The sequence below is a fragment of the Nitrospira sp. genome, from assembly GCA_015709715.1.
GTDB lineage: Bacteria > Nitrospirota > Nitrospiria > Nitrospirales > Nitrospiraceae > Nitrospira_A.
The window spans coordinates 3,883,017-3,910,008 of record CP054184.1; the positions used below are offsets into that span (position 1 = coordinate 3,883,017).

Sequence of the window (26,992 nt, forward strand, 5' to 3'; positions counted from 1 at the left end):
ACGCCCCATGACCTTGCTCTCCGTCTTGACCCTTCCTCTCTTGCCGCAGTACAACCTTCCCAGATACCGTGAACATCCTGCCTCCATCCATGACCAGACAGGCCCGAGTCCACTCTTTGCCCTGTATCGCCGCTGCGTGGATCTTTCTGCTGTGTTCGTTCACGACCGTGGAGAGCGAGGCAGGGACCATTGCGGTCGATCTCGGTGCCGAACAGGGCGTGATGGGCCATCGGGCCAACGGTTATTTGGTCAGCATCGAACCGACCGACCCACCGATGGACCTGATCCTGCCCCTGAAGCCGACGAGCTTTCGCGGGAACGCCGGGTATGTGCTCAAGAACTACGAACGGCTGCGGCTGGCCGGCGTGACGGAGTTTCAACTCACGCTCGGGCTGGTCTTCGAACACCTGGCGCTCCAGATTTTCGACATCAATCAGATCGGGCGGGATGGACACTTCGCTCCATGGTTGGCCCATGTGGATCGGCTGATCGATCAGGTGACGGAGCGGCGGCTGACGGTCCTCTGGGACATCTACAATGAGCCGGACCTGGCGGCCTCGCCGATGAACGAAAACGATCGCTTGAAGGAGGGCTGGCGGCTGGCCTATCGCCGCATCAAGGAGCGAATCCCGGGGGCCCTGATCGTCGGCCCCAGCGTGAGCCGCTATCGGTTGCTGAAGCCCTTTCTCCAGTGGAGCGAGGAACAGGGGCTGTTTCCGGATGTCGTGGCCTATCACGAATATGAAGATCCGGCTGAAGCCCTCTCCTACGTCAGCGACCTGCGCACATACCTCAAGGCGCGTGGTCTTGAACGGCCGATCTCCGTCAATGAGATCCTGGGACAAGAATACTGGACCGGCGCCGGTTATACGGCGGGAGTCATTGCTGCCTATGAACGAGCGGATATTCAGAGCGCCATGCGAGCCTGTTGGCCGGATCCCCAGGACACCAGCCGAGACGGCGTAGAGAACACCTGCGACAACCCGACCCTGGATGGATTGTTGTATGTCGATCGTCTCTCCAAACGGCCGGCCTGGCACATCTATCAGACCTATGCCGACATGGTCGGTGCGAGGCTCGCGATCATGACCGACGATCCGAAGCTGCATGCCTTGGCTGCGTTGGATCACGAGTCGGGGACCCTGCGTCTGTTGTTGGGCAAGAACGGTGACCGCTCGGGGGAATCGACCAAGCTGCTCCTCAAGAACCTCAAGAAGGCGCCCGCGTCCTGGCAGGCCGGGATCGTGCATCTGTGCGCGGAACAGATCCCGGATGTCGGATCCGGCCCATTGGTCGCTCCTGTCGCCACCCTCGACTACGACCTTCCAGTGGTGGATGAGGAGATCTGGTTTCCGCTGCCGCAGTTCTTCCACTCCGATGCCTATCGGCTCACGTTGGGGCCTGGCGTGTCGTGCGGGTCCGGTCGCTAGACGAGCGAGATCCTGTGCCGTATCACCAGTGGAAGGCGGCGTTCGTCGATTTCTGGGGGGAAGCATGGGACGTCGATTGTTTCTGCTCGTCGTCTTCGCGATGGTCTGGTGTTGCGGTGGTGTCGGCGGAGAGGGTGCGTTCGCGACTGAAGGGCAAGTGCCGCTCCGGACCCATGGTCCCTTGCGGGTCTCGCCGGAGAACCCCCGCTACTTCGCCGATGCCGAGAATCGGATCGTGTACCTGACCGGCTCCCACCATTGGGAAAGCTTTCAGGATGTGACGGAGCCGTTCGACTACCAGGCCTATCTCGATCGACTGGTCACGCTGAATCACAATTTCATTCGGCTGTGGGTCAGCGACACGATGCGGTCTTCAGGAGGGTGGTTGTTGCATCCACCGACCGAAGCAAATCCGGTCAGCCCTCTTCCCTATCTGAGAACCGGTCCTGGTGCGGCGTTGGACGGCGGCCCGCGAGTCGATCTGGTTCGCTTCAACCCACGATATTTCGAACGGCTCCGAGACCGGGTGATCAAGGCCGGGCAGCGAGGGCTATACGTTTCCGTGATGCTGTTCCAAGGATTTGGAGTCTCCGAGCGAGGAGCATGGCTAGCCCACCCGTTCAACGGGGCGAACAATTTGAACGAGATCGACGGGGATGACGATCACGATGGGGTCGGCACGGAGATCCAACGCGCTCCGTCAGGCCTCGTCCTCGCTGCGCAGGAGGCCTATGTGCGGCAGGTGTTGGACACGCTCCATGATTTGGACAATGTGCTGTATGAGGTCGTGAACGAAGCCGTGCCGGAGTCGGTTCCCTGGCAATACCACTTCATCCGCTTCATCAAACGGTATGAGCGCGACCGTGGTTTCATGACCCATCCGGTCGGCATGACCTTCTTTCAGCTGGGCGAATTCGGCGGCGGTGACAATGCCACTCTGTTCGACAGCGAAGCCGACTGGATCTCACCGGGCGGCTATACGAAGTATGCCCGCAATCCACCGGTGGCCGACGGGCGCAAGGTGCTGATTCTGGATACCGATCACATCCATGGAATCGGCGGCGACCGTAATTTCGTCTGGGAAAGCTTCTTCCGCGGCTACAATCCGATTTACATGGACCCCTTCGGTGCCGTCCACGAGTTGACGATCGGGGAGCCGGTCGCGAACGAACCGCAGCACGAGCGCGCGCGGCTGGCGATGGGGGAGACGCGTCGCTGGGCCGACCAACTCGACCTACAACGGCTCACGCCGCAGGGCGAGTTGGCCTCGACTGGGTACTGTCTCGCGGAGCGCGGGGAGGAATACCTGGTCTACGTGTCTGCGCCGGCCAATCCGCTCAGCGCGGCGGGGACTACTCGCCCCATCACCATCAACCTTGTCGGATCGGTCGGTCCCTTTACGGTCGACTGGGTCGATCTGGAAACGGGACGGCAGGGGGCGGGCGACCCACTCGTCGGGGGAGGGGAACGTGTGATCACCGCGCCCTTCCAGGCGGACGGGCTAATTCATCTTCGGAAGGTCAAATAGACAATCGAGCTGCGGCCGTCACGGCGTCAGCGGACCGGTCAATGGGCTTCCGGCTCCCGGCTGTGCCGCCGCACCTTCTTGCGGCAGGATGCGGAAGTGGGTGACGGCAAAGGAGACCGCCTGTCCCACCGTGAAGCGGCAACGGCGGAATTCTTCTTTGTTCATGCGTGATCGCAGGATCAGCCCGTCGGTCGTCTCGATTTCCAGGCGATAGGCTACGCCCAAAAAGTAAATGTGTCGCAGCTTGGCTTGCTGGCGGTAGCGGGTCGGGTCTTCGGCCACCTTCACGTAGTAGGGGCGGAAGCCCACTTGCAGCGTTTGGCCGTCCGGGAATTCAGGGGCGGGAAACTCCAGTGAACCCACCTGTACCTGCCCTCGCCGCACCGTTCCCTCCACGATGTTCATCGAGCCGATGAAGCGGGCCACGAACTCGGTTGCCGGTTCCTCATAGACATCCGCGGGAGAGCCGGCCTGCTCCAATTTTCCCTTGGAGAAGACGATGATCCGGCCGGAGACTTCCATGGCTTCTTCCTGATCGTGGGTCACGAAAAGGCTCGTCACGTTCAGATCCGTGTGCAGCCGGATGAGCCACTCGCGCAGCTCTTGCCGCACCTTCGCGTCGACGGCCCCGAAGGGTTCGTCCATGAGCAGCACGCTGGGGCGTGGCGCCAGGGCGCGGGCGATGGCCACGCGTTGTCGCTGGCCGCCGGATAGTTGATGCGGGTACCGGCCCCCCAAACCTTCCAGGCTCATGAGAGACAGGAGCTCCTGCACGCGCCGAGCGATCTCCTGCTTGCCCCACTTCTTGATCTTGAGGCCGAAGGCAATATTATCGAACACGGTCATGTGTTTGAACAGGGCGTAATGCTGGAAGACGAAGCCGATGTTCCGATCCTGCACGCTCAAGTCATTGACGCGCTTGCCGTCGATGAAGATCTCGCCCGCAGTCGGGACCTCCAGGCCGGCAATCAGGCGCAACACCGTTGTCTTCCCACTGCCGCTGGGCCCCAGCAGGCCGAGCAACTCGCCCTCCTGGACGTCGAACGACACGTCGCCCACCGCCGTGGCCGATCCGAATTTCTTGGTAAGCCCGCGTACCTGAATCTTCACCGGTCTACTGTGCTCCCGCTTCCGCCACCGTCGCGTCGGCTCGCGCCTTGGCGATTTCCAGCAGCGCCAGGATTGCAAAAGACACTGCCAGCAGGGTCAGCGCCACCGCATTGGCCGCCACGTAGTTGAAATCGACGTAACTTTGATAGATGTGCAGGGTCGCGGTCTGGGTGAGCAACAGGATGTTGCCGGACACCACCAACACCGCGCCGAACTCGCCGATGGCGCGCGCGACCGTGAGCGTCGCGCCGTACACCAGGCCCCAGCGGAGCGCCGGCAACGTGACCTTCAGAAAGACCTGCCATTCGTTCGCTCCCAATGTTCTTGCCGCTTCCTCTTCCTCGGTCCCCAATGTTTGGAGTAGGGGCGTGAGTTCCCGGACCATGAACGGAAACGTGACGAACAGGGTCGCAAGGATCATTGCCGGCAGGGCGAAGAGGATCTTCACTTCGGCTTGACCGAAGAAGGCCCCCAAGAGGGTGTCCGGTCCGAACAGCAGGATCAGCATGAATCCCGCAATGACGGGGGACACCGCGAAGGGCAGATCGATGACGCCGCTCACCAGACTCCGCCCCCAGAACTGTTGGCGCACCAAAACCAGCGCCGTCATCGTGCCGAAGACGAGGTTCAGGGCCAGCACGATCAGTGTGATTTCCGCCGTAAGGGTGAACCCATGCAGAGCCTCCGGCCTGGTCACTTCCGTCCAAAACGCCGCCAGGCCCTGGTCGAAACTTTGGCCGGTCAGGTAGAGCACCGGACCCACCAGCAGGACCAGAAAGTAGAGCGAGACGATGCCGATCAGGACGCGCCGCATAGTCACACCGCCTTGGAGGTGAAGGACTGGTTCGGTCCCTCGGGTGCCTGTTCAAGGTTCCATCGGAGCAGGCGTGGCAACCGTTCGCCGGGGCGACGCGTCAACCGTTCCAAGACTAGCAGGGCGATGAAGGAGATGAGCAGGATGAGTACTGAGACCGATGTGGCGGCCTGGGGATTGTAGCTCTCGATTTCGCCGTACACGTACACCGAGGCCACTTGGGTCTTCATCGGGATGTTGCCGGCCACGATCACGATTGAGCCGAATTCGCCGAGCGCCCGCACGAACGTGAGAAACACGCCCGTCAGCAACCCCGGTAGCACAGAAGGCACGGTCACTGTCCAGAAGGTCGTCCAAGGGCTAGCGCCCAAGGTAAAGGCAGCCTCTTCCTGATCCTGTTCCAAGCTCATCAACACCGGTTGAAGTGAACGAATGGTAAAGGGCATGGTGACGAACAACATGGCCAGGATGATGCCCGGTTGGTTGTACAACACGGCCATGCCGCCTTGTTGGAGCCAGGTGCCCAGGAAGCTGGTCGGGCCATAAATGGCGGCGATCATGAGGCCTGCCACCAGCGTGGGTATGGCAAACGGCAAGTCCACCAAGGCGTTCAACAGCCATCGCCCTGGAAATTCATATCGCACGAGTACGATTGCCGACAGGGTGCCCAGGATCCCGTTGATGACCGTCGCGATCGCGGCGGTTTCGACCGTCAGCCAGAGAGCCGCGGAAGCCTGGGGCGCCGATAGATCTTCCAGAAAGCGATCCCAGCCCGCCATGACCGATTGCTGCGCCAAGGCGGCAAGCGGGAGGAAAATCAGCACGAGCACGTACCCGACCGACGCGGATCGCAGGGCGAGGCTCAGGAGGAGGTGGGGAGTCACGCGATGGTCTCGCTTCCTGGTGGAGGCCGGTTATTTCTTCTTCGCGAGGTCTTCCACGACCTTCGTCCAGAGGCCCTGCGGGCCGAAGAGTTTGTTGCTGACCTGGTCCCAACCGCCCAATTCCGCAATCGTGAACAATTTCGCCGGCTGCGGGAACGTCGCGGCGCCGGGACTGGTGTGATCGAGCGGACGGAAGCCCAATTCGAGAAACGCGGCTTGCGCTTCCGGTCCATGGAGAAAGGCGACGAACGCCTCCGCCACGTCGCGCACCTTGTGCCGGTCCGCATAACTGTCCACCACCGTGGCCGGGTTTTCGATCCAGACAGTTTCCGCCGGCACGACGATTTCATAGGGGCGCTGGCTCTTCACGCGCGGCAGCAATTCATTTTCGTAGGTGACAATCACGTCGCCCACGCCGCGTTCGAAGGTGGTCACCGATTCCCGTCCGCTCTTGTCCATCACCTTCACGTTGCGTTGAATGCGCGTCAGCAGGTCGATCGCCTGGGCTTCGGCCGCGTCCGGCGTCACCGGCTTGCCGCCGCCGTGCGCTTCGGCGAGTTTCAGACCGGCTCCATAAATGGCAATGATGTCCCACATGGCGCCGCCGGAGGTCTTGGGATTTGGGTACAGTACCTCCACGCCCGGCTTCGCGGCATCGTCCCAACCCTTCACGCCCTTGGGGTTTCCCTTTCGAACGCCCAAGGCCACGACGGAGGCGGAGATCATGCCGCCGTGCGGCGCCTTCCGCCAATCGTGCGTAATCAGACCGGCCTTGCTGATTTGGTCGACATCTCCCTCCACGGAGAGCACGGCCACATCGGCATCGAACCCTCCGATGATGGCGCGGGCCTGCGCGCCGGACGCGCCATAGGAGCTGCGGATGCGCACGTCCTGCCCCGTCTTCTGTTTCCAATGTTTCTGGAAGGCGGGGATGATGCGCCGCTCGTAGGCCTCCTTCGGCACACTGTAGGCTGCCAGGATGAGTTCGCGGCTGTCGGCGGCCTGTGCGAGGGGCGACGGCAGGAGTGACAGAGATGCGAGGGTCACCGCCGTCACGGTTAACAGGCTGACTGTCTGGCCGATCATGGTGCGCATGGGGATCCTTCCGCCTGTTTGGTCAGGGCGAATCGACTGAGGGTGTAATGGTCGAGCACATTGGCAATCGCATCACGCACCTCTCCCATCGCCTGCTGGAGGGGGCAGGAGGGTTTGGTGGCATAGGGGCAATCCGAGCATTTTTGATAGGCCGTCTTGCTGACGCAGCTGATCGGGGCCAGGGGGCCGTCCAAAATGCGAATGACCTGCCCAAGCGTGATGTCCTCCGGGGATTTAATCAGGGCATACCCGCCCCTGATCCCGCGGCGGCTGGCCAACAGTCCGGCACGCTTGAGGGCCAGGAGGATCTGTTCGAGAAATTCCACCGGGATATGTTGGCGTTCGGCGATTTCATGCCGTTGCAGCACCCCGCCGCCATAGGTGGCACAGAGTTCCAGGAGGGCGCGAAGCCCATATTCGCTTTTCTTCGAGAACTTCATCGCGAGTTGTCTAGTGACTTGCTCAAGAATTGGAAGAATAAACGAGCCCCTGCTCTGTTTCAAGTCAGGAAGTCGAGTGCAACTTATTGAAATCGGACGCGCTCTTTCTTGACACCCTGTCTAGGTTCTTGCTAGCTTCAGCGCTGCTTTTTCGGCGACGGCCACGGGCCCTCAGCGGAATCTGGACGACCGGTGAACTTCCAAGACCTCATCCTGACCCTCCATCGTTTTTGGGCCGACCGTGGCTGCGTGGTCCATCAACCCTACGACTTGGAGATGGGAGCGGGGACCTTTCACCCGGCGACCTTTCTCCGCTCCCTCGGTCCGGAACCCTGGCGATCCGCCTATCCGCAGGCCTGCCGTCGTCCTACCGACGGGCGCTACGGCGAAAATCCCAACCGGATGCAGCACTACTATCAGTATCAAGTGGTCCTTAAACCGGCGCCGTCGGATATTCAGGAGTTGTATCTCGAAAGCCTCAAACAGCTCGGTATCGACCCGGGTAAACACGATATCCGGTTCGTGCAGGATGACTGGGAGTCGCCCACGCTCGGCGCCTGGGGATTGGGCTGGGAAGTTCGGCTCGACGGCATGGAGATCACCCAGTTCACCTACTTCCAGGAAATCGGCGGCATCCCGCTCCATCCCATCACGGGTGAGATCACCTACGGCACCGAACGCATCGCCATGTACCTGCAGCAGGTCGACAATGTCTACGACCTGACCTGGACCGATGGCGTGACGTACGGCGACGTGCACCATCGTAGCGAGGTCGAGTTCTCCCGCTACAACTTCGAGGAGGGGGACGTACCCATGTTGATGGCAACGTTTCAATCATTTGAATCGGAATGTCGCCGGCTGCTGGACAAGAAGTTGACCTTGCCGGCCTACGACTACTGCATCAAGACCTCGCACATGTTCAATTTGCTCGACGCACGGGGGGCCATCAGCGTCACCGAACGAACGTCCTACATCGCCCGAGTGCGGGCGCTGGCGAGACGTTGCGCCGAGTCGTACCTGGCCGATCGCGAGGCGATGGGGCACCCCTTGATCAAGCAACCGGCCGCCAGGACCTAGAGGGCCGACGGGACCCACGATGCCATCACAGAAGCCCAACCGGAAGATCCCCGCTCGCGCCAAAGCCAAGACGCCCGGTTCCAGCGAGCTGCTGCTCGAAATCGGCACGGAAGAGTTGCCCTACCAGTTCGTGGCGCCCGCTCTCCGCGCCCTGCAGGAAATGGCTGCGACGCTCTTGAAGGATCTCCGCTTGACCTACGGCTCGATCCGCACCGTCGGCACGCCGCGGCGATTGGTCCTGTTGATCGAACAGTTGGCGCGACAGCAGGCGTCCGCTGTGAAAGAAGCCATGGGGCCCTCCAAGGTGGTGGCGTTCGACCAGGCCGGTCAACCGACGAAGGCCGCAATCGGATTTGCGGCGGGGCAGGGGATTCCCGTCGAGCAGTTGCAGGTGCGGCAGACGCCCAAGGGCGAGTACCTCTTTGCCGTGAAGCAAGAGAAGGGGCAGGCCGCCGCCACCGTGTTGACCCAAGCCTTGCCCCAGTTGTTGGCCAAACTATCCTTCCCAAAAGCCATGCAGTGGAACCACACCGGCGTACGCTTTGCCAGACCGGTCCGCTGGATCGTGGCGCTGTGCGGCGGCAAGGTCCTTCCCATCGAGTTTGCTTCGATCAAGGCCGGCAAGATGAGTCAGGGCCACCGGGTATTGGGCGGCAAGCGCTCCGGGGCCAAGGGGTTCGCGGTCAGTTCAATCGCCCAATACCTCAAGGAAACGGAGCGGTACGGGGTCATCGTGGATCAAGACCGGCGGCGAGCCATGATTCTTGAGCAACTCGCCTCGCTGGCCAAGTCGGCACGCGGCCAGCTCCACCAAGACGATGATCTGCTGGAACAAGCTGTGTACATGGTCGAGTATCCGCATACGATTCTCGGGTCCTTCAAGCCGCACTACCTTTCGCTGCCGAAAGAGATCCTCATGACCTCCATGAAGGAACACCAAGGGTACTTCGCCTTGGTGGACCAGAAGGGCCAGTTGTTGCCGAATTTTTTGGCCGTGACGAACATGAAACTGCCGAACATGCAGTTGATCCGGGAAGGCAATGAACGGGTGTTGGCCGCGCGCTTGGCCGATGCGAAGTTTTTCTTCGACGAAGATCGCAAGGCTCCGCTGGCCGACCGCGTGGTCAAGCAACAGGCGGTCACCTTCCATCAGAAGCTCGGCAGCTTACAGCAGAAAACTCAGCGCGTCGTGGCGATGGCCGCGCATCTGGCAGAGCAACTCGGTGATGCGGAGCTGGCACGCGAGGCTCGGCGTGCCGCGGAGCTGAGCAAAGCCGATCTGCTGACCGGTATTGTCGGCGAGTTCCCGACGCTTCAGGGCATCATGGGCGGGGAGTATGCCAAACATGACGGCGAATCTCCGGCGGTCAGCGCGGCGATCCGCGAACAATATCTGCCCCGTGCGATGGACGGCGGGTTACCCGACACGCTTCTTGGCAAGGTGCTGTCGCTGGCTGATCGTCTGGACAATATTGCTGCCTTCTTTCTCGTCGGTCTGGTGCCGAGCGGATCCGAAGATCCCTTCGCGCTTCGTCGGCATGCGTCCGCGATCGTGAGGATCATCATCGAGAGCGGACTCAAGTTGGATGTGTCCCAGGCGCTCCGTGCGGCACAGTCGGCGCTGAGCGCACAACAGATCAGCGCGGCCCCTCCGCCTGCCAAGGGAAGCCAACAGGATGCCCTCGGGTTTCTTTTTGAACGTGTGCGGTTTTACGGCAGAAGTGCCCATCAGCTGCGGGACGATGTCATGGAGGCCGTGCTGAATGCGGGAGACCGGTCGCAGATCGATTTCGTGGACCTGTTTGATAGGATGAAGGCCTTGCAGCAAATCACCACCAGGGCGGAGTTCGATCCACTCATCGTCGGCTTTAAACGGGCGCATCGTCTCACGGACAAGGAGCAGTGGGACCGGAAGCCGGTCGAGCCGGGGTTGTTTCGCGAGGCGGCCGAATCCACGCTCTCCCAGATGCTCCACGGCAGCCGCGATCAGTATCGTGCTGCAATGGCGGCCGGGAACTACGGGCAGGCACTGGACGTGTTGGTTCGCATGAAAGGACCAATCGACGATTTTTTCAACGCCGTCATGGTGAATGCGGAAGATCCGGCGGTGCGCGAGAACCGGCTTTCGCTGCTCAAGGAAGTCGATGATTTGTTCATGTCGTTCGCTGATTTCTCGCTGATTGTGGTACAAGGATCATAGGGAATGGTGAGCCCTTGGATCCCACGTCAGTTCGTTCCCCTGACCCGTCCGAGGCCAGTGCTGCGGCCGAGTTGAGGGCCAAGAAAGTTCGGCGGTTCGCGTCCGGCATCAGCGTCGTGATGATGGTGCTGTGCAACGCGGTGTTTCTGTTCGGCATCTGGGTGACCGGCGTCAATGTCGAGCGGTTGGTGCGGACTCCGGACATCTATGATCCCAGACAGGATGTTTGCCTCCGGCTGGCCTACCAGCAGGTGCCGGGCGCGGAAAATCCGGTGCAGTTCTGCTCTGAATGGCTCAATCTCGCAGATGCGACCGGGAAGACCCATACGTTTCAGAAAGACACGCAGATCAAGCAGGGCGCAGACGGGAAGTTCTATTTCGACTACGGACCATTCGTAGACTACCGGCTGTTCGCGGTCGTGGCATTCGTGGCGGCGATTATCGTGTGCGGCATCCGCGTCACCCGGCATCTTGTCACCCGTTATCGCATGCGATTGGAAGCCGCCGCCCACCAGTCGGTCCCGACTCATTGACCTCATAGCAGAAGGAGAGCGTCGCGTGGCCAAGAAATACGTCTATTACTTTGGGGATGGCAAAGCCGAGGGCGACGGGAACATGAAGGAGCTCTTGGGCGGCAAGGGGGCCGGGTTGGCGGAAATGACCAACCTGAAGGTGTCGGTTCCGCCGGGGTTCACGATTTCCACCGAGGCCTGCGTGGAGTACTACAAGCGCGGCAAGACCTATCCTCCCGGCATGATGGAACAGGCGCTGCAGGCTTTGAAGCGGGTCGAACGGTCGATGCATGCCGGATTCGGCGATCCCGTCAATCCGTTGCTGGTGTCCGTACGGTCCGGCGCGCGCGCCTCCATGCCGGGCATGATGGATACCGTGCTCAATGTGGGCCTCACGACCAAGACGGTCGAAGCCCTGGCCGCGAAGACTCGGAACGAGCGTTTTGCGCAGGACAGCTACCGTCGCTTCATCGGCATGTTCGGCAGCATCGTCATGGGCATCAATCGCGAGCACTTCGAGGACATCCTCAAGCACAAGAAGCAGGACCTCGGCGTGACGCAGGACACTCACCTCGATGCCAAGGCGTTGAAGGAACTCGTCGCGAGTTACAAGGAACTCGTGAAGGAGGAAACCAAGCGCGACTTTCCTGACGATCCGCTCGATCAGCTACGCATGGCGATCAACGCGGTGTTCTCGTCCTGGTACGGCGCGCGCGCGGTCACCTATCGACGCCTCTACGGCATTCCGGATTCCTGGGGCACCGCGGTGAACGTGGTGGCGATGGTGTTCGGCAACATGGGCGAAACCAGCGGCACTGGGGTAGCCTTTACGCGCGACCCTGCGACTGGCGAGCGGACCTTCTTTGGCGAGTGCCTGATGAATGCGCAGGGGGAAGACGTGGTGGCTGGTATCCGAACGCCGTTGCCGGTACGCCAGCTCGAGAAACACGTGCCGCAAGCCTATCGGGACCTCGAACATACCTACAAACGGTTGGAGCGCCATTACCGCGACATGCTGGACCTGGAGTTCACGATCCAGGAGGGCAAGCTCTACATGCTCCAGACCCGCGTCGGGAAGCGCACGGGCATCGCGGCCGTGCGGATCGCCGTGGACATGGTGAAGGAAGGCGTCATCTCCAAACGGGAGGCCCTGCAACGGATCGGACCGGACCAGCTCGCGCAGTACCTCTATCCCATTTTCGACGCGAAGGCCGAGTCCCACTGTACGGCGCTAGGCAAGGGCCTGCCGGCCGGACCGGGCGCCGCAGCCGGACAAATCGCGCTGACGCCTGATCGCGCCGTGGAGATGAAGGCCGCCGGCAGCCGGGTCGTCCTCGTACGCCAGGAGACCAGCCCCGACGACATTCACGGCATGAACGCCGCGCTGGGCTTCCTGACGGCGCGCGGGGGCATGACCTCGCATGCGGCCGTCGTCGCTCGCCAGATGGGCAAGGTCTGCGTGGCCGGTTGTGACGCGGTGGAAGTGTTGGATAGCGGAAGCGTGCGGATCGGCACCCAAACCTTCCGTGAGGGGGACTATCTCTCGGTCAATGGTTCTACCGGGAACGTCTATGCCGGCGATATTCCCGTCGTCGAATCCGAAGTCATCCAGGTGCTGCAGGGCAAGCTGGAGGCGGCCAATTCAGAGAAGTACCGGCTGTTCGACACGGTGTTGAAATGGGCGGACGACGTGCGCCGTCTGAAGGTCCGTGCTAATGCCGATGTACCAGACCAGGCCCGCATTGCGCGAGGCTTCGGCGCGGAGGGGATCGGCCTCTGCCGCACCGAGCATATGTTCTTCGCGGAGGACCGCATCCTCATCATGCAGCAAATGATCCTGGCCCGGACCCGCGAAGAGCGGGAAAAGTATCTCGATCAGCTGCTGCCGCTGCAGAAGCAGGACTTCATCGGCCTCTACCGCGAGATGAAGGGGTACCCGGTGACGATTCGCCTTCTGGATCCGCCGCTGCACGAGTTCTTGCCGAAGCGCGAAGACCTGATGGTGGAGATCGCCCAACTGGAACTGACCGGCGGCGCCGCGTCGGTGCTCGAAGAGAAGAAACGGCTGCTGGCGCGGGTGGAGGAGTTGCACGAGTTCAATCCCATGCTGGGCCTACGCGGTTGCCGTCTCGGCATCACCATGCCGGAAATCACGCGCATGCAGGCGCGGGCGATCATGGAGGCAGCCTGCGAGTTGGCAAAGGAAGGCGCGAAGATCGTGCCTGAAATCATGATTCCGCTGGTGGGGATGGTGTCGGAAATGAAGGCGCAGAAGGATTTGGTGCGCGAAGTCGCAACCGAGACCATGAAGCGCTGCAACGTGAAGCTCTCCTATCTGGTCGGCACCATGATCGAACTGCCGCGCGCGGCGGTGACTGCCGATCGGATTGCGGAAGAGGCGGAGTTCTTCTCGTTCGGCACGAACGACCTCACGCAAACGACGTTCGGATTTTCCCGCGACGATGCGGCGAAATTCATCGATCATTACAAGACCGTCAACATCCTCGAAACCGATCCCTTCGCGGTGCTGGATCGTGAAGGGGTGGGAGCGCTCATGCGCACCGCGATCAATGGTGGACGAAAGACGCGCCCCGACATCAAGTTGGGCATCTGCGGTGAGCATGGTGGCGATCCAAGCTCCGTCGAGTTCTGTCATCAGCTGGGATTGGATTATGTGAGCTGTTCGCCCTATCGTGTGGCCATTGCCCGATTGGCCGCGGCCCAGGTGGCCATTACGGAGGGTGATGCCAAGCCCAAGGGCACAGCCAAACCAAAGCCAAGGTCCGGCAAGGTCAAGGCTGGAACCAAGGCTGCCGCATCGAAACCTGCGGGGCGTAAGGCCGTCCAGCCGGCGAAGCGTGCTGCGAAACCGGCTCCTGCTAAGGCACGGCGGGGCAGAAAGCCGGCTGCCCGCCGATCCACCCGCTCGAAACGGTGAATCCGTCCGCACGTGATCGTGAGTACATGACCCTGGCCCTTCGCCTCGCTGCGAAGGGCCGGGGTTCGACCAGCCCCAACCCCATGGTCGGAGCGGTGGTGGCGAGCGGAGGTCGCATCGTCGGCCAGGGTTCCCACCGCAAGCCGGGCGGACCCCATGCCGAAGTGCTCGCCTTGAGCCAAGCCGGAGCACGGGCCAAAGGCGGCACCCTCTACGTCACGCTCGAACCCTGCAGTCACCTCAAGAAGCGAACCCCTCCCTGTGTTCCACTCGTCATCCGATCCGGCGTCCGGCGGGTTGTGGTGGCGATGGTCGATCCGAATCCCTTGGTCAGCGGCCGTGGCATCGCGCAACTGAAGGAGGCCGGGATCAGCGTGGTCGTCGGCTGCGGCGAGCAAGAAGCCGTGCAGCTCAATGAGGCCTACTGTCATTGGATCAAGACCGGGCGTCCCTTTACGATTCTCAAAGCGGGAATGACCCTGGACGGCAAGATCGCCACCGCCGTCGGGGAGTCGCAATGGATCACGGACGAAGCAGCCCGCCTCCATGCCCATCGGCTCCGAGCCGAGGTGGATGCGATCCTGGTCGGGGTCGGCACGGTGCTGTGCGATGATCCAAGACTGACCGTTCGTTTGCCGAACGATCCGATATCCGCAAGGCGGCGACAGCCGCTGCGGGTGGTCGTGGATAGTCGCCTGCGCATCCCGTCCAAGGCCGCCGTGCTGGAAGAGCAGACCTTGGCCCATACGCTCATTGCTACGACCGGAGCGGCCCCCACTCGCAAGGTTGCGCAGCTTCGAAGGCGCGGGATTGACGTGTTGGTTCTGCCGAAGGCCGGAGGGCGCGTCGACCTCTCAACGTTATGGGCGCGGTTCGGACAATTGGGCATCACCAGCCTGTTGGTCGAAGGCGGCAGCGAGGTCAATGCCGCGGTGTTGCAGGCCGGGCTCGCGCAGCGGCTCATGTGTTATGTCGCTCCGCTCTTGCTCGGCGGGCAGGACGCCAAGGGGCTGGTGGGCGGCCGTTCGCCCAGACGGCTTCGGGAGGCCTTACCGCTGAAGAATCTCCGCATCGAGCCGGTAGGGCGTGATATGCTGATTCAAGCCGACGTGATCAACGAATAGGGAGTCTCGTGTCACCACAGTCCCGCCCGCTTGCTCGGCTCAGTTTTGCCTTCTCCCATCGAGGTCGTGCGTTCCTGTCGGTCTGCATCATGTTGTGCTGCACGGCGTCGACCGCCTGGGCTGCGGAGGAACCGGCTGCGCCGGAGCTGGCTGCACAGGTATGGGAATACATCACGACGGAGGACGGCGATCGCGCCCGCTCCCTGCTGGCCTCGATCGTGACCCGCCCGGATGCCACGGTGTCGGCACTGGAAGACCTGCTGCGAAAGGGGCGTCCTCACGGACTGCAACCGGTCGGGTTGTTGCCGGATGAGCAGCTCGTCGTTCGTGATCGCACCTACCAGTACAGCCTCTCAGTGCCCCAAAGTTATGAGCCGACCCGCGACTATGCGCTCATCCTGTGTCTGCACGGAGCGGGGTTTACTGGCGAAGCCTATCTGGACCGTTGGAAACCGCGTTTGGGTGAAGGGTATATCCTGGCCTGTCCGACCTATCCTGCCGGTGCTTGGTTCACGAGACGGGCGGAGGATCTGGTTTTGGCGACGATACAGACCGTCCAGCAGCGCTATCGGATCGACCCCAACCGGATTTTCCTGACGGGCATGTCCAACGGCGGGATCGGCGCCTGGTTGATCGGGATGCACCATGCGCCGCTGTTTGCCGGCCTGGCGCCGATGGCCAGCGGAATCGATGACGTGCTGTTTCCGTTTCTGGAGAATCTCCGCACGACTCCTGTGTACATCATTCATGGTTCACAGGACCAGGTGATGCCGGTGGAGTTGAGCCGGAAGCTGGCGGGTGAATTGAAGAACCTCGGGTACCCGTTCATCTACCGGGAACATAACCGGACCCATGCGATGGCAGGCGGACACTTTTTCCCGCGCGAGGAGTTGCCCGACCTGGTCAAGTGGTTCGATACGCAGCATCGTATGGTGGCGCCGAAGGAAGTCACGGTCGTCCGTGAGGCCAGTCACCTGACGGCGTTCGGCTGGGTGAGAATCGATGCGACGGACGAGATCGCCTCCTTTTCCGAAGATCTGATCGATAAGCGTGACGACAGTATCCGCCATCGTCGTTACGCCAGGTTGACGGCCAAGGTGACTGGGCCCAACCGGATTGAGGTGCGCACCGACAAGGTTCGTCAATACACGTTGCTCCTCAACGAGGATCTTGTGGATTTTTCTCAACCAATCGTGGTGACGACCGACGGACATCCGTCGTTTGAAGGGATGTTGACGCCTCAGGCGGGAACCTTGTTACGGCAGGCTCGTCTCAGGCTCGATTCGGGGATGCTCGTTCCTGTCTTGCTCACGGTCACGGTTCCACCACCGTCGTCATGATGGGAGCCGATGCGGCGGGGAGACCCAGCGCGATTGCGTTGGTCGTGGCGGTTGCGCTGGTCGCCGTCAGTCCCCCGACGACCGACGCGGAATCCTGTGCCCTGCCGACGAAACATGCGGGTGTGACCTTTCCCCTCGACCGGCTGGAGGCCGGGTGGGCCTGCCGCCTCAGGCCGATCGTCGAACAATTCACGACGGCGAACAAGTTTGGACCCCTTCGGGCGCCTCTGTCCGAATCCCTCTATCAATATTTCCTGGAACATCCGGTCATGGCGGCCGCCTTGTTGAATCGTCTCGATCTTGGTCTGTACAAGGCTGAGATGCGCGGAGGCGGGACCTTTTGGGCGACCGACGGCGAGGGAACCGAAGGCGTCGTTCAGCCGCTCTATCGCGACGGTGTGACGCGAATTTATTTCGCGCAGGGTAGCCATGACGGACGGTTTCTCCCCCGGGTGACCGGCAAGGCCGTCGTGCTTCTGCGCTTCCACCCCGTGCAGGACCACCAGGGACGCGAGTCCGTCGATAGCACGATGGTCGCTTACCTGCGGCTCGACAACCGGTTTCTCTCCGGGCTGATGTCGCTGTTACGACCCTTGATCGGTCAGGTGGTGAATCGCCAGTTGCTCAAGGGATTCGAGGCGGTTCGTCGTCTGGGGGAGATGATGCACACGCAACCGAAGCAGGTGTGGTTCGAGGCGACGGATCCGCCGGCCTTGCCGGACGAGGAGGTGGCGTTCTTGAAGCAAGCGCTTCAGGAAATCGGAATGAAGGGCCCATGACGACGGCGCGCAGTTTCATCTATCTCTGCACCTTGGGGGTGTTCTGCTTCATCAGCTACAACCTCGTACGGATGCCGGTGTTGTCCCTCTTTGCGGAATCGCTGGGTGCCGGGCCGGAACAGATCGGGTTGATCGTGTCCGTATCGACCATGACCGGCGTGCTCCTGAAGCTGCCGTCCGGAGCCCTCTCCGACATTTACGGACGCAAGATGTTGTTGCGTATCGGGGTGGTGGCATTCGGGCTGCCGCCTTTCCTTTATCCCTTCGTCTCGGACCTCGACGTGCTGACGGGATTACGGTTCGTGCATGGCTTGGCGACGGCGATCTTTGCTCCCAGCGCGTTGGCCACGGTGGCGGATTTGTATAAGGAACGGCGTGGTGCGGCGCTGGGGACCTATACGGCCTGCACACAATCAGGCGCGTTGTTGGGCCCGTTCCTCGGCGGATGGCTGGTCTACCAAGCGGGGTTTACCACGGCCTTCGTGACGGCCGGCGTGTTCGGCTGCATGGCGATTCTGATTTTCTTCAGCCTTCACCTGGAGCCGCCCCCTCCGCGGATGCACGAGCAGGGAATCGGTCCGTTGATCGCTGAGATCGGGAAAGGGTTTTGGGCCGTGGCGCGGAACCGGCGGGTCTTGATCACCAGCTCGACGGACGCGGCGAAGATGATTGCCAACGGCGCCCTGATGGCCTTTTTGCCGCTCTATGGCCTCTCGGTTGGGCTCAATCCCGGCGAAGTGGGGTTCCTCTTTACGGTGCAGGCCTTGACCTCATTCCTTTCCAAGCCGATTATGGGGCGGATTTCCGATCGGGTCGGGCGGCAACCATTGATCTTGCTGGGATTGCTCATTTGCGCCGTCACCTTTATCAGCATCCCGCAGGTTGGGTCCTTCCCCCTCCTGTTGCTGCTCTCTTCGGGGTTCGGCTTTGGAGAGGCCGTCGTGTCCTCCTCATCGGCGGCGCTGGTGGCCGACAGTTCGGAATTCAAACGGCTCGGAGCCGGGATGGGCATGCAAGGTACGGTAATGGACATCGGGCATGCGAGCGGGCCCCTGTTGGCCGGGCTGCTCATTGCCCATGTGAGTTACCAGGGGGCGTTTGCGGTGATTGCCGGGATTCAACTGCTGGCCGCCTTGGGGTTTTGGGCGACGATGAGGACTGTCGCGCGCTCGTGTATAATGCCGCCGCAATGAATACCGAGTTGCTTGAAACCATGCAGCGCGCCATCACTGCCGTGGGCACCATCGGGCTGATCGGTTTCTGTCTCTATGTCTTACGAACCAACAGAGGAGCGTAGCCATTGTTCAGCGGCATCGTTGAAGAGATGGGGGCAGTCACCGCCCTGAACAAGGGATTGGCCGGCACCAGGCTGACCATCATGGCCTCGACCGTCATGAGTGATTTAGCCATCGGTGCCAGTGTCAGTGTGAACGGCACTTGCCTGACCGTCGTTGCGCGGAGCGACCATGACTTCTCCGTCGATGTGTCGCCGGAAACGCTTCGGGTCACCACGCTCGGCACCCTCACCTCGGGGGCTCCGGTGAATCTGGAGCGGGCGATGAAATTGAACGAGCGAATCGGCGGGCATCTGGTGTCGGGCCATGTCGATGCGATTGGCGTGCTCCGCAGCCGGCAGCAGGACGGCAACGCGCTGGTGCTGGAGTTCGAGGCGCCGAACGAGATCCTGCGCTATTGCGTGGCGAAGGGATCGATCACCGTGGACGGCATCAGTCTCACGGTCAACGATGTGACCGAACGATCCTTCGCCGTGGCCATCATTCCACACACGGCGAAGGTGACTACACTCGGGCTGAAGCAGGTCGGGGATCAGGTGAATCTGGAGGCGGATGTGATCGGCAAGTACGTCGAACGGTTGCTGCAGGAACGCGGCGTCCTCCCGCCCAAGCCGGCTCCGGTCATCGATACCGACTATCTGAAGAAGCGCGGCCTCATCTAGTCTTCGATAGTCGAAATATCTCCCACGTCCTCTCCCAACTCCTTGGCCTTCAGCACGCGGCGCATGATCTTGCCTGAGCGTGTTTTCGGCAACGACGGCACGATGTCGATTTCTTGCGGGACGGCAATCTTCCCAAGTTCCTTCAGGACGTGGTCCTTCAGCGACTGCACCAGTTCCTTGGAGTCCTGATACCCCTGCTTCAAGATGACGAAGGCCTTGATGGCTTCCCCGGCCGTACGATGCGGTTTGCCGATCACCGCCGCTTCGGCGACCGCCTCGTGGCTGACGAGCGCGCTCTCGACCTCCGCGGTGCCGATGCGGTTGCCCGCTACCTTGATCACGTCGTCGGCGCGGCCCATGAACCACATGTAGCCGTCGTGGTCCTTGCGGCACACATCGCCTGCCGTGTAGCAGTTCGGAATGGTGTTCCAGTAGACCTTGTAGCGATCAGGGTCCTTGTAGATGGTCCGCATCATGGAGGGCCAAGGGCGCTTGATGACGGCAAAGCCGCCGACGTTACCAGGGAGGCTGCGGCCTTCCTTATCGACTACGTCGGCCTCGATGCCCAGGAAGGGTCTTGTGGCGGAGCCTGGTTTGAGCGGCACCCCAGGCAGGGGACTGACGAGAATCGCGCCCGTTTCGGTCTGCCACCAGGTGTCCATGATGGGCTTGTCGCTGCCGGTGACACGGTAGAACCATTCCCAGGCTTCCGGGTTGATCGGCTCGCCGACGCTGCCTAGAATGCGCAAGGTCGACAGGTCGTATTTCTTCGGCCACTCTTCGCCATACTTCATGAGCAGGCGGATGGCGGTCGGGGTGGTGTAGAAGATCGAGACGCCGTAACGTTCGATCAAATCCCACCAGCGGCCGGGGTGGGGGTAATCGGGTTTACCCTCGGCCATAAGGATGGTCGCACCGTTCAGGAGGGGCCCGTAGACAATATAGCTGTGCCCCGTTACCCAGCCGGGATCGGCGACGCAAAAATAGACATCTTCTTCCTTCAGGTCGAAGACATACTTGGTGGTGATGTAGGTGCCGACCATGTAGCCGCCGTGGACATGGACGACTCCCTTCGGTTTGCCGGTGGTGCCTGACGTGTACAAGATATACAGCGGGGCTTCTGCGTCCAGCGCCACGGCCTCGCAGACGGCCTTCTGGCCACTAAGCCATTCGTTCCAATCAATCTCCTTCGGCGAGGTGAGTGGCGCGGCATTGGCCTCCCGGCGTACCACCACGACCTTCTCCACCGAAGGACAGGAGCGGACCGCCTCGTCGACGACGGCTTTGAGGTTAATGGTCTTGGCGCGATCGTAGCCGACGTCGGCGGTGATGACGACACGCGCCTCGGCATCCTGAATTCGGCTGGAGAGGGCCGGGGCGCTGAAACCGGAATAGACCACACTGTGAATCACGCCGAGCCTCGCGCAGGCCAGCATCGCGACCATCTGCTCGGGGATCTTCGGCAGGTAGATCGTGACCCGGTCGCCCTGCTTCAAACCCAAGTCTTTCAGCGCATTGGCACAGCGGTTCACTTGCCGAAACAGTTCCCCATAGGTGAAGATCCGCTCCTCACCCTGTTCACCGACCCAGATGACAGCCACCTTATTCCGGCGCCAAGTGTTGACGTGTCGATCCAGGCAGTTGTACGCGATGTTGCAGGTCGCGCCGACGAACCATTTCGCCCAGGGATAATTCCAGTCCAAAACCTTGGTCCAGGGGGAAAACCAGTCCAATTCCTTGGCCACGCCGCCCCAGAAGCTTTCCGGATCGGCGATCGAGGCCTTATAGGCCCGGTCATAGTCTTGGATATAGGCCGCCGCTTTGGTCTTCGCCGTCGGTTCAATGATGCGGCCGTCTTTCAGTAGCGTATCGATTTTGTCGTCCATCGATCCCATTCCTCCAGATCCAGGGCGTCACCCTGCGCCATACGATCGAGAACGGCATTATGCGGATGGGACCCAGGAACTGCAACCCTCGCCGCAGCTGTACAGCTCGGACGCTCACAGAGGCCCCCGGGTTTCTTGACAGTCGAACGGAGGCAAGGGTAGGCTGAGGTCGTCGGAGCCCACTGGAATTCACACCCCATGCGCACTCACCCATCAAGTCGGTCCGTCGGCGTCTTCGCGCTGGCGGTTCTGTGGCTGACCCTTGTGGTGGTCGGCGCTCCTCCTCCACTATCGGCCCAGGTGGGCAAACCCGAGGGTTTGTACTACAAGTCCTGGGGGGTGGTGGTCGGTATCGAAAATTATCTGGTCGCGCCGAAAGCGCCCGGGGCGGTGGATGGCGCTCGGGTGATGGCGGCGGCTTTGCGCGAGCTTGGATTCGATGAAGTGGTCGAACTGTACGATAAGGATGCCGCCTCCAGGCGGGTGCTGCAGGTGCTTAACGACTATCTTCCGCGTAAGGTAGGTCGCCAGGATCGCGTGGTGATCTTCTTCGCCGGGCATGCGGGCGTCATCCAGGAGGCTCAAACGAAGGAAGTCGGGTATCTCGTGCCGTGGGATGCGCAGCTCAATAACCAATCCAAGGCCATCACGTTCGATTACCTCAAAGAGTTCACCCGGCGTTCGGCCTCGAAACATATGCTGTTATTGATCGATGCCAACGTGCGTGGGTGGGAGGTGACGGCGCCTCAGCCGCTCTCGCTGGAGGGCCGATTGTCGCCCGAGGACGACACGGAGAAACGGGCCATTCAAGTCTTGACCGCCGCGGAAAAGGACGAAGTCCTGGCTCGCAATCCAGGACCCAGTCCCTTCGTGACGGCCGTGCTTGCCGGGATCAAGGGTGCGGCGGATCTCAATAGGAACGGTTGGGTCATGGCGAGCGAGCTGGCCGCGCAGGTGAAGCAGGAGGTCGAAGCGGCCACCAACGGCGCGCAACATCCGCAATTCGTGCAGTTGGAGGGAGACGGCGATGTGATTCTGGTCGAGGGCCGTAAGGCGCTGTTCCAACTCGGCAGTGAGCCGACCAGCGAGGCCGATCGCGCCAAGGCCGCCCGAGCCCAGTATGAGCAGGCGTTTGCGTTGCTGCAGCAACAGAAGTCGGCGGAGGAAGCGTTGGAGCGGCTCAATCGAGCGATCGCCTACGATCCATCGTTCGGCGATGCCTATGTGTTGAAGAGTTATGTGCGGCTTGAGGTGCTGCCGAATCTGGAAGAGTCCTTGGCGGCTGCGCGTGCGGCCGTGCAATATGCACCCCAGAATCCAGACTCCCACTACTCGCTGGGGCTCGTGCTCGAAAAACAGGGACAGTATGCGGAGGCGGAGAAGGCGATGCAGCAGTCTCTTGCCGTGAACCCTGCGTATACCGACGTGTATCTGTCGCTCGGCTTGCTCTACGCCGACTATCTGAATGAACCGCACAAGTCGGTCGATGCGTTCCGGCGTTATGTAGAACTGGGTGGTCAGAACGAACGGGCGATCCGCGCCGTACAAGGGGCCGGTCCGCCCGCCGATCAGCCGTCTCGTTAGTCTTCTTTCCCTCCGCCCTTCAGATAACCCAATCCGATTTTGAGTGCGCGTCGTGTGATCTCCGGCCAACGGACCTGCGGATACTCCGCCAGGACCGCCGCCGCCTTCGGATCCTGAACATCCAATTGTACGACCCGAATAATCCCGTCTTCGATTTGAACATCCGCCATGTGTCGGTCTCCTTGCCTGACGCGTAGGTGATTCCGCTGTGATGCCGTCAACGCCGGACGTCGTCGCGCGTTGACAGCCTAGGGGGTGCATGTTAGCATAACCCCGCGTGTTTTCGTGCAATTGTATCTCCGGCACCTGTGAACCTCACCCGACGCCATCGACGACCTTGCCGCGAACGATCCGAACCGTCAGCTCTCACATGCGAGATACCAAGGAGGAACCGTATGAGCAGAGTAGAGGGGGCTGTTGCGAAAATTTCCGGGAGCGCGCTGGCGCTCGTGCTGTTGCTCGGTCTCACCGCCTGCGGGGGACCGCCGAAATGGGTGAAGCAGGGGGCCGGCGCCCTCAACGAAAAAAACGACAAGTCCTTCTACGGCGTCGGATCCGTTGTCGGGGTGAGGAACGAACCACTCGCGTGGGATACCGCCGAAAACCGCAGCCGCGCGGAGATCGCTAAGACCTTCGAAACCTACACCGCCTACCTGATGCGCGACTACGCCGCCTCGACGACCGCCGGCGATTTTTCCCGCAACAGTGAAGAACAAAATATCGAGCGAGCCGTGAAGACGTTCTCCGCAGTCACCCTCAACGGCGTGAAACCGATCGACCGCTACAAGGACGAAAAGTCGGGCACCTACTACGTCCTTACCAAATTGAGTCTGGAGGATATGAAGAACAACCTGGATCAGGCCAAGGAGCTGAACAGTCAGGTGCGGGACTTCGTGCGTAAGAATGCGGATCGATTGTTCGACCGATTGGAAAAGGAAGAGGAGAAGCGGGCGACGAAGTGATCCGTTCCGTTGCAAGGCGCGGCTGCAGACCGGGAGGATAGGCATGATCGAGTGGTGGAGGCGTGCTGCAAGACGGGCGATGGTGGGAGCCGCGGTTGCGATGAGCGCCGTAACAGTCAGTGCCTGCGGCCATGAAACGAAGGTCACCCGCGTCGATACCGGCGTCGTGACCGACCTCAGCGGGCGATGGAACGATACGGATTCCCAGATGGTGGCCGAAGCCATGGTTCGGGAGGCATTGAACAATCCGTGGTTGGCGAATTTCACCAAGGGAAAGAGTCGCCAGCCGGTCGTCATTGTCGGCACGGTGTTGAATAAGAGTCATGAACACATCAATGTGCAGACATTTATCAGCGACCTCTCCCGCGAATTGACCAATTCACAAAAAGTGACGTTCGTGGCCGGGAAAGGGGAGCGCGAAGAAGTGCGGGAAGAGCGGCGAGAGCAGGCCGTGCATGCCCGCGAGGATACGCAGAAGGCGCCGGGGAAGGAACTCGGGGCCGACTACATGCTGCGTGGCAGCATCTCCACGATACTGGACGAGCAGGACGGGGCGAAAGCGGTCTTCTACCAGGTCGACTTGGAAATGGTCGACATGGAAAACAACGTCAAAGCCTGGTTGGGCCAGAAGAAAATCAAGAAAGTGATCGAACGGAAACGCACGGTATTCTAGCCAGCCGGACGCCGTTGAAACCGCACGTTCCATCGACTACGGCCTCCCTTGCGGGAGGCCGTTTCGTTTCATCAGGCCGCCGATTCTTCCTGCTGTGGGGGCTCATCTGGACCCTGAGCGGATGCGGCCTGTCCGCCAACCATTACCTGCTTATCGAACAGAGCCTTTCGGTCAACGACCCACGGCGTGCCGATGCCGTCATGGCACAGGCCGAGTCCGACTATGGGCCGCGAAACCGGCTGCTGTACAACATGGATCGGGGTATGACGTTGCATCTGGCCGGCAACTATGCCGAGAGCAATCGGTTGCTCGAACTGGCGGCGCAGGAGGTAGAGCGGCTGTACACCAGAAGCCTGAGAGTGGAAACCGCCGCCTTTCTAACCAACGACATGGTCCTGCCCTATGAGGGAGACCCCTACGAACACGTCATGATCCACGTCGTCAAGGCGCTGAACTATGCGGCGATGGGGGAGTTGATGGAGGCGCTGGTCGAGGCGCGGCAAATCGATCATCGGCTCAACGTGTTGTCGGATAAGGTTGCGGACAAGAATGCCTATCGTGAAGATGCCTGCGCGCGCTATTTGACCGGCCTGTTGTATGAAGCGGCAGGGGACCTGAACGATGCCTTTATCGCCTACCGCAAGGCGCTGGAGATCTATGAGGCGAACGGCGGCTGGGCCCGCACGCCGGTTCCGCCGATGCTGCGCGCGGACCTCTTGCGTGTGACTGATGCGCTGCATCTGGCCGCGGAGTTCGAAGAATACCGCCGACGTTTTCCCGAGACACGGTGGGTGTCGCGGAATGACCAGCCCGATCTCGCCCAGGTGGTAGTGATCGGCTATAATGGCCGCGCGCCGCGCAGGGACGAGACCTTTTTGGACCTGCCCATCAGTCTCAGCGCTTTGCAGCTGGTGTTGTTGAATCGCGGCGTGCTCCATGCCTCCAATCGGCACGAGCGCCGTGTAGCGGACAGCGTCCTCTATGGGTTGAACGGTCGGGTTGTGCGGGTGGCCTTGCCTCATCTCGTGCCGCAAAAAACTTCGGTGCAGTACGAAGACGTCACCTTGGTACCCCGAGAAGGACCTCCGGTTTCCGCACAGTCTCAGCTGGTATACGACGGGACCGCCTTGGCCGAGCAGGCTCTCTCGTCGCGCATGCCCGGCATCACGACCAAGGCGCTTGCACGGGCGGCGATGAAATTCGCTGCGGCGGAGGCCGCCACGCGCGGTTCCCAACATGCGGTCAGCAAGGATGATGCGCCGTGGGTCGGGCTGATCGTGGGGCTCATTACGCACGGGTTGGCGGTGGCGTCGGAGGCGGCCGACACGAGGAGTTGGAGGACCCTCCCGGATGAGATTCAGATTGCGCGCCTATGGGTTCCTCCCGGCGAGTATCAAAGCCGAATCCAGACCGTGACACGCGGCGGCGGCGCCAGACCGGGGTCGACACGTCCGTTCGTGCTTCGGGCCGGGCAGACTATCTTCGTGATCGAACGGGTGATTTTATGACGCCGGTTCGACCGGGACGGCCAGGGGGGCTGAGAGGCCTTCTCGCGCTCCTCCTGTTGGCGCTCGGGGCATGTAGTTGGGGAGGAGGTTCGATCCGCCCGCAATGGATCGATGGGCAGAGTCCGAATTACCCTGATTCGCAGTACTTGGTGGGGGTCGGCCAAGCCGAGTCCCGTCCTCGCGCGGAGGAACAGGCCTATGCCGCCCTGGCGAGAATTTTCAAAGCCGCGATTACTGCCGAGGCTAAGGATTGGGAGTCCTACGTGGTGGTGGAGCAGGGGGGGCAGACGAGCACCGAACGGCATTTGACGCTCGATAAGGTGACGACGGTGACTTCCGACAAGGTCCTCGAGAGCGTGCGGGTTCTCGATACCTGGTTTGACCAACGGACCAGACAGTACTATGCTCTGGCCGGCATGGATCGCGCGCAGGCCGAAGCGGCGATGCTCGAGCGCATGGGCGCCTTGGATCGTGAGATCGAATCCCAGGTCAGCGAGGCCCGGCGGGCGAAAGAGAAGTTGCTCTACGCCAGGAATCTGAAACGGGCCACGACCAACCTGGTGATACGAGAAGCCTATAATACGGACCTTCGCGTCATTCGGCTCAGTGGGAAGGGGCTGTCGCCTGCGTATCGTCTCGCCGAACTTACCGCGGAGTTGGAACAATTCCTGGTGACGAATCTGGGTATGGCGGTGGCATTGTCGGGGCCGGAGGCGCCACCGGTCGCTCACGCTCTGGTCGAGGGCTTGGCTCGGGAAGGTTTTTCCGTGGTGGAGGTCGACTCCGAAGCCGGAGGGGAGCAGGCCGATTTGCTGATCCGGGGGACGGTAGCCACGTGGCCGATCGAAGTCGGCGATCCACAGTTTCGATACGTGCGCTGGTGTGCGGATGCCGTCGTCGAGGACGTGCCCACGCACCGCGTGATCGGCGCGGTGACCAAGGGCGGGAAAGAAGGCCATGTGGCCGAACGTGAAGCGTTGTCCAAAGCCGTGCGGGTGATGCAGCAGGAGTTTTCCGCGAACCTCGCGAAGGCGCTGGCTGCATATGTTTATGGGGAGCAAGACCTGATGGTTCCGGTCTCCGCGCCGTCCGGCTGTTCGAAGGAGACCGTGATGCCAAAGACGGGTCGCTGAGAGTGGATCGTCAACCAT

General features: G+C 61.4%; 23 protein-coding genes. 16 read left to right on the forward strand and 7 right to left on the reverse strand.

Annotated elements, in window-relative coordinates; genetic code table 11:
- Window positions 1-89 precede the first annotated feature (89 nt).
- Together HRU82_18495 and HRU82_18500 are read left to right on the forward strand one after the other, a co-directional pair.
- Window positions 90-1,430, forward strand: a complete 1,341-nt coding sequence (locus HRU82_18495; GenBank protein QOJ36815.1) for a hypothetical protein — start codon at window positions 90-92, stop codon at window positions 1,428-1,430.
- A 64-nt stretch (window positions 1,431-1,494) separates the two neighbouring features.
- Entirely contained in the window at window positions 1,495-2,958 is a 1,464-nt protein-coding gene (locus tag HRU82_18500) for a hypothetical protein (GenBank protein ID QOJ36816.1), read from the forward strand.
- Window positions 2,959-2,976: 18 nt separating this feature from the next.
- Here HRU82_18500 and HRU82_18505 read toward each other — a convergent pair whose 3' ends face one another.
- The 5 genes from HRU82_18505 to HRU82_18525 are packed head-to-tail and all read right to left on the reverse strand — an operon-like array spanning window position 2,977 to window position 7,301.
- Window positions 2,977-4,068, reverse strand: coding sequence for an ABC transporter ATP-binding protein (locus HRU82_18505; GenBank protein ID QOJ36817.1), 1,092 nt, complete (start codon window positions 4,066-4,068; stop codon window positions 2,977-2,979).
- Window positions 4,069-4,072: 4 nt separating this feature from the next.
- The gene (locus HRU82_18510; protein ID QOJ36818.1) at window positions 4,073-4,882 is read right to left on the reverse strand and encodes a sulfate ABC transporter permease; all 810 of its coding nucleotides are present in this window, start codon (window positions 4,880-4,882) and stop codon (window positions 4,073-4,075) included.
- 2 nt (window positions 4,883-4,884) lie between these two features.
- The gene (gene cysT / locus HRU82_18515) at window positions 4,885-5,766 is read right to left on the reverse strand and encodes a sulfate ABC transporter permease subunit CysT (GenBank protein QOJ36819.1); all 882 of its coding nucleotides are present in this window, start codon (window positions 5,764-5,766) and stop codon (window positions 4,885-4,887) included.
- A 30-nt stretch (window positions 5,767-5,796) separates the two neighbouring features.
- A complete protein-coding gene (locus tag HRU82_18520; GenBank protein ID QOJ37266.1) occupies window positions 5,797-6,852 on the reverse strand; it encodes a sulfate ABC transporter substrate-binding protein in 1,056 nt (351 codons plus the stop codon).
- On the reverse strand, window positions 6,849-7,301 hold the full coding sequence (locus tag HRU82_18525) for an Rrf2 family transcriptional regulator (protein QOJ36820.1): 453 nt from the start codon (window positions 7,299-7,301) through the stop codon (window positions 6,849-6,851). Before HRU82_18525 ends, HRU82_18520 begins: the two co-directional genes overlap by 4 nt.
- A 192-nt stretch (window positions 7,302-7,493) precedes the next feature.
- Between HRU82_18525 and HRU82_18530 the strand changes: the two genes are divergently transcribed.
- The 9 genes from HRU82_18530 to HRU82_18570 all read left to right on the forward strand — a co-directional run bounded on the left by HRU82_18530 (window position 7,494) and on the right by HRU82_18570 (window position 19,228).
- Window positions 7,494-8,378, forward strand: a complete 885-nt coding sequence (locus HRU82_18530; protein QOJ36821.1) for a glycine--tRNA ligase subunit alpha — start codon at window positions 7,494-7,496, stop codon at window positions 8,376-8,378.
- 19 nt (window positions 8,379-8,397) lie between these two features.
- On the forward strand, window positions 8,398-10,578 hold the full coding sequence (locus HRU82_18535) for a glycine--tRNA ligase subunit beta (protein ID QOJ36822.1): 2,181 nt from the start codon (window positions 8,398-8,400) through the stop codon (window positions 10,576-10,578).
- Window positions 10,579-10,592: 14 nt separating this feature from the next.
- Window positions 10,593-11,111 carry a hypothetical protein gene (locus tag HRU82_18540; GenBank protein QOJ36823.1) on the forward strand — a complete coding sequence of 173 codons (519 nt, stop codon included), beginning with the start codon at window positions 10,593-10,595 and terminating at the stop codon, window positions 11,109-11,111.
- A gap of 25 nt (window positions 11,112-11,136) precedes the next feature.
- Complete coding sequence (locus tag HRU82_18545) at window positions 11,137-14,028, forward strand: pyruvate, phosphate dikinase (GenBank protein QOJ36824.1); 2,892 nt, start codon at window positions 11,137-11,139, stop codon at window positions 14,026-14,028.
- 26 nt (window positions 14,029-14,054) lie between these two features.
- The gene (ribD, locus tag HRU82_18550) at window positions 14,055-15,152 is read left to right on the forward strand and encodes a bifunctional diaminohydroxyphosphoribosylaminopyrimidine deaminase/5-amino-6-(5-phosphoribosylamino)uracil reductase RibD (GenBank protein ID QOJ37267.1); all 1,098 of its coding nucleotides are present in this window, start codon (window positions 14,055-14,057) and stop codon (window positions 15,150-15,152) included.
- Window positions 15,153-15,160: 8 nt separating this feature from the next.
- Window positions 15,161-16,492, forward strand: a complete 1,332-nt coding sequence (locus HRU82_18555; protein ID QOJ36825.1) for a hypothetical protein — start codon at window positions 15,161-15,163, stop codon at window positions 16,490-16,492.
- A complete protein-coding gene (locus HRU82_18560; protein QOJ36826.1) occupies window positions 16,489-17,271 on the forward strand; it encodes a hypothetical protein in 783 nt (260 codons plus the stop codon). The genes HRU82_18555 and HRU82_18560 overlap by 4 nt, the downstream gene beginning before the upstream one ends.
- Complete coding sequence (locus tag HRU82_18565; GenBank protein QOJ36827.1) at window positions 17,268-18,464, forward strand: MFS transporter; 1,197 nt, start codon at window positions 17,268-17,270, stop codon at window positions 18,462-18,464. The genes HRU82_18560 and HRU82_18565 overlap by 4 nt, the downstream gene beginning before the upstream one ends.
- A 107-nt stretch (window positions 18,465-18,571) precedes the next feature.
- Window positions 18,572-19,228, forward strand: coding sequence for a riboflavin synthase (locus tag HRU82_18570; GenBank protein ID QOJ36828.1), 657 nt, complete (start codon window positions 18,572-18,574; stop codon window positions 19,226-19,228).
- Here HRU82_18570 and acs read toward each other — a convergent pair.
- The gene (gene acs / locus HRU82_18575) at window positions 19,225-21,114 is read right to left on the reverse strand and encodes an acetate--CoA ligase (GenBank protein ID QOJ36829.1); all 1,890 of its coding nucleotides are present in this window, start codon (window positions 21,112-21,114) and stop codon (window positions 19,225-19,227) included. The two genes, HRU82_18570 and acs, sit on opposite strands and share 4 nt — an antisense overlap.
- Window positions 21,115-21,312: 198 nt before the next feature.
- Here acs and HRU82_18580 point away from each other — a divergent pair, with 198 nt between their 5' ends.
- Window positions 21,313-22,698, forward strand: coding sequence for a tetratricopeptide repeat protein (locus HRU82_18580; protein ID QOJ36830.1), 1,386 nt, complete (start codon window positions 21,313-21,315; stop codon window positions 22,696-22,698).
- Here HRU82_18580 and HRU82_18585 read toward each other — a convergent pair.
- Window positions 22,695-22,868, reverse strand: coding sequence for a hypothetical protein (locus tag HRU82_18585; GenBank protein ID QOJ36831.1), 174 nt, complete (start codon window positions 22,866-22,868; stop codon window positions 22,695-22,697). The genes HRU82_18580 and HRU82_18585 overlap by 4 nt on opposite strands.
- Window positions 22,869-23,093: 225 nt before the next feature.
- On the opposite strand from HRU82_18585, the gene HRU82_18590 reads away from it, so the two are divergent.
- From HRU82_18590 to HRU82_18605, 4 genes are read left to right on the forward strand one after another with little or no spacing between them, the layout of a single operon-like run.
- Window positions 23,094-23,660 carry an LPP20 family lipoprotein gene (locus HRU82_18590; GenBank protein ID QOJ36832.1) on the forward strand — a complete coding sequence of 189 codons (567 nt, stop codon included), beginning with the start codon at window positions 23,094-23,096 and terminating at the stop codon, window positions 23,658-23,660.
- Window positions 23,661-23,703: 43 nt separating this feature from the next.
- Window positions 23,704-24,333, forward strand: coding sequence for a penicillin-binding protein activator LpoB (locus tag HRU82_18595; protein ID QOJ36833.1), 630 nt, complete (start codon window positions 23,704-23,706; stop codon window positions 24,331-24,333).
- Window positions 24,334-24,347: 14 nt separating this feature from the next.
- Window positions 24,348-25,841 carry a hypothetical protein gene (locus tag HRU82_18600; GenBank protein ID QOJ36834.1) on the forward strand — a complete coding sequence of 498 codons (1,494 nt, stop codon included), beginning with the start codon at window positions 24,348-24,350 and terminating at the stop codon, window positions 25,839-25,841.
- Window positions 25,838-26,974 (forward strand): LPP20 family lipoprotein, encoded by a 1,137-nt coding sequence (locus HRU82_18605; GenBank protein QOJ36835.1) that lies wholly within the window; start codon window positions 25,838-25,840, stop codon window positions 26,972-26,974. The genes HRU82_18600 and HRU82_18605 overlap by 4 nt, the downstream gene beginning before the upstream one ends.
- Window positions 26,975-26,992: the final 18 nt, after the last annotated feature.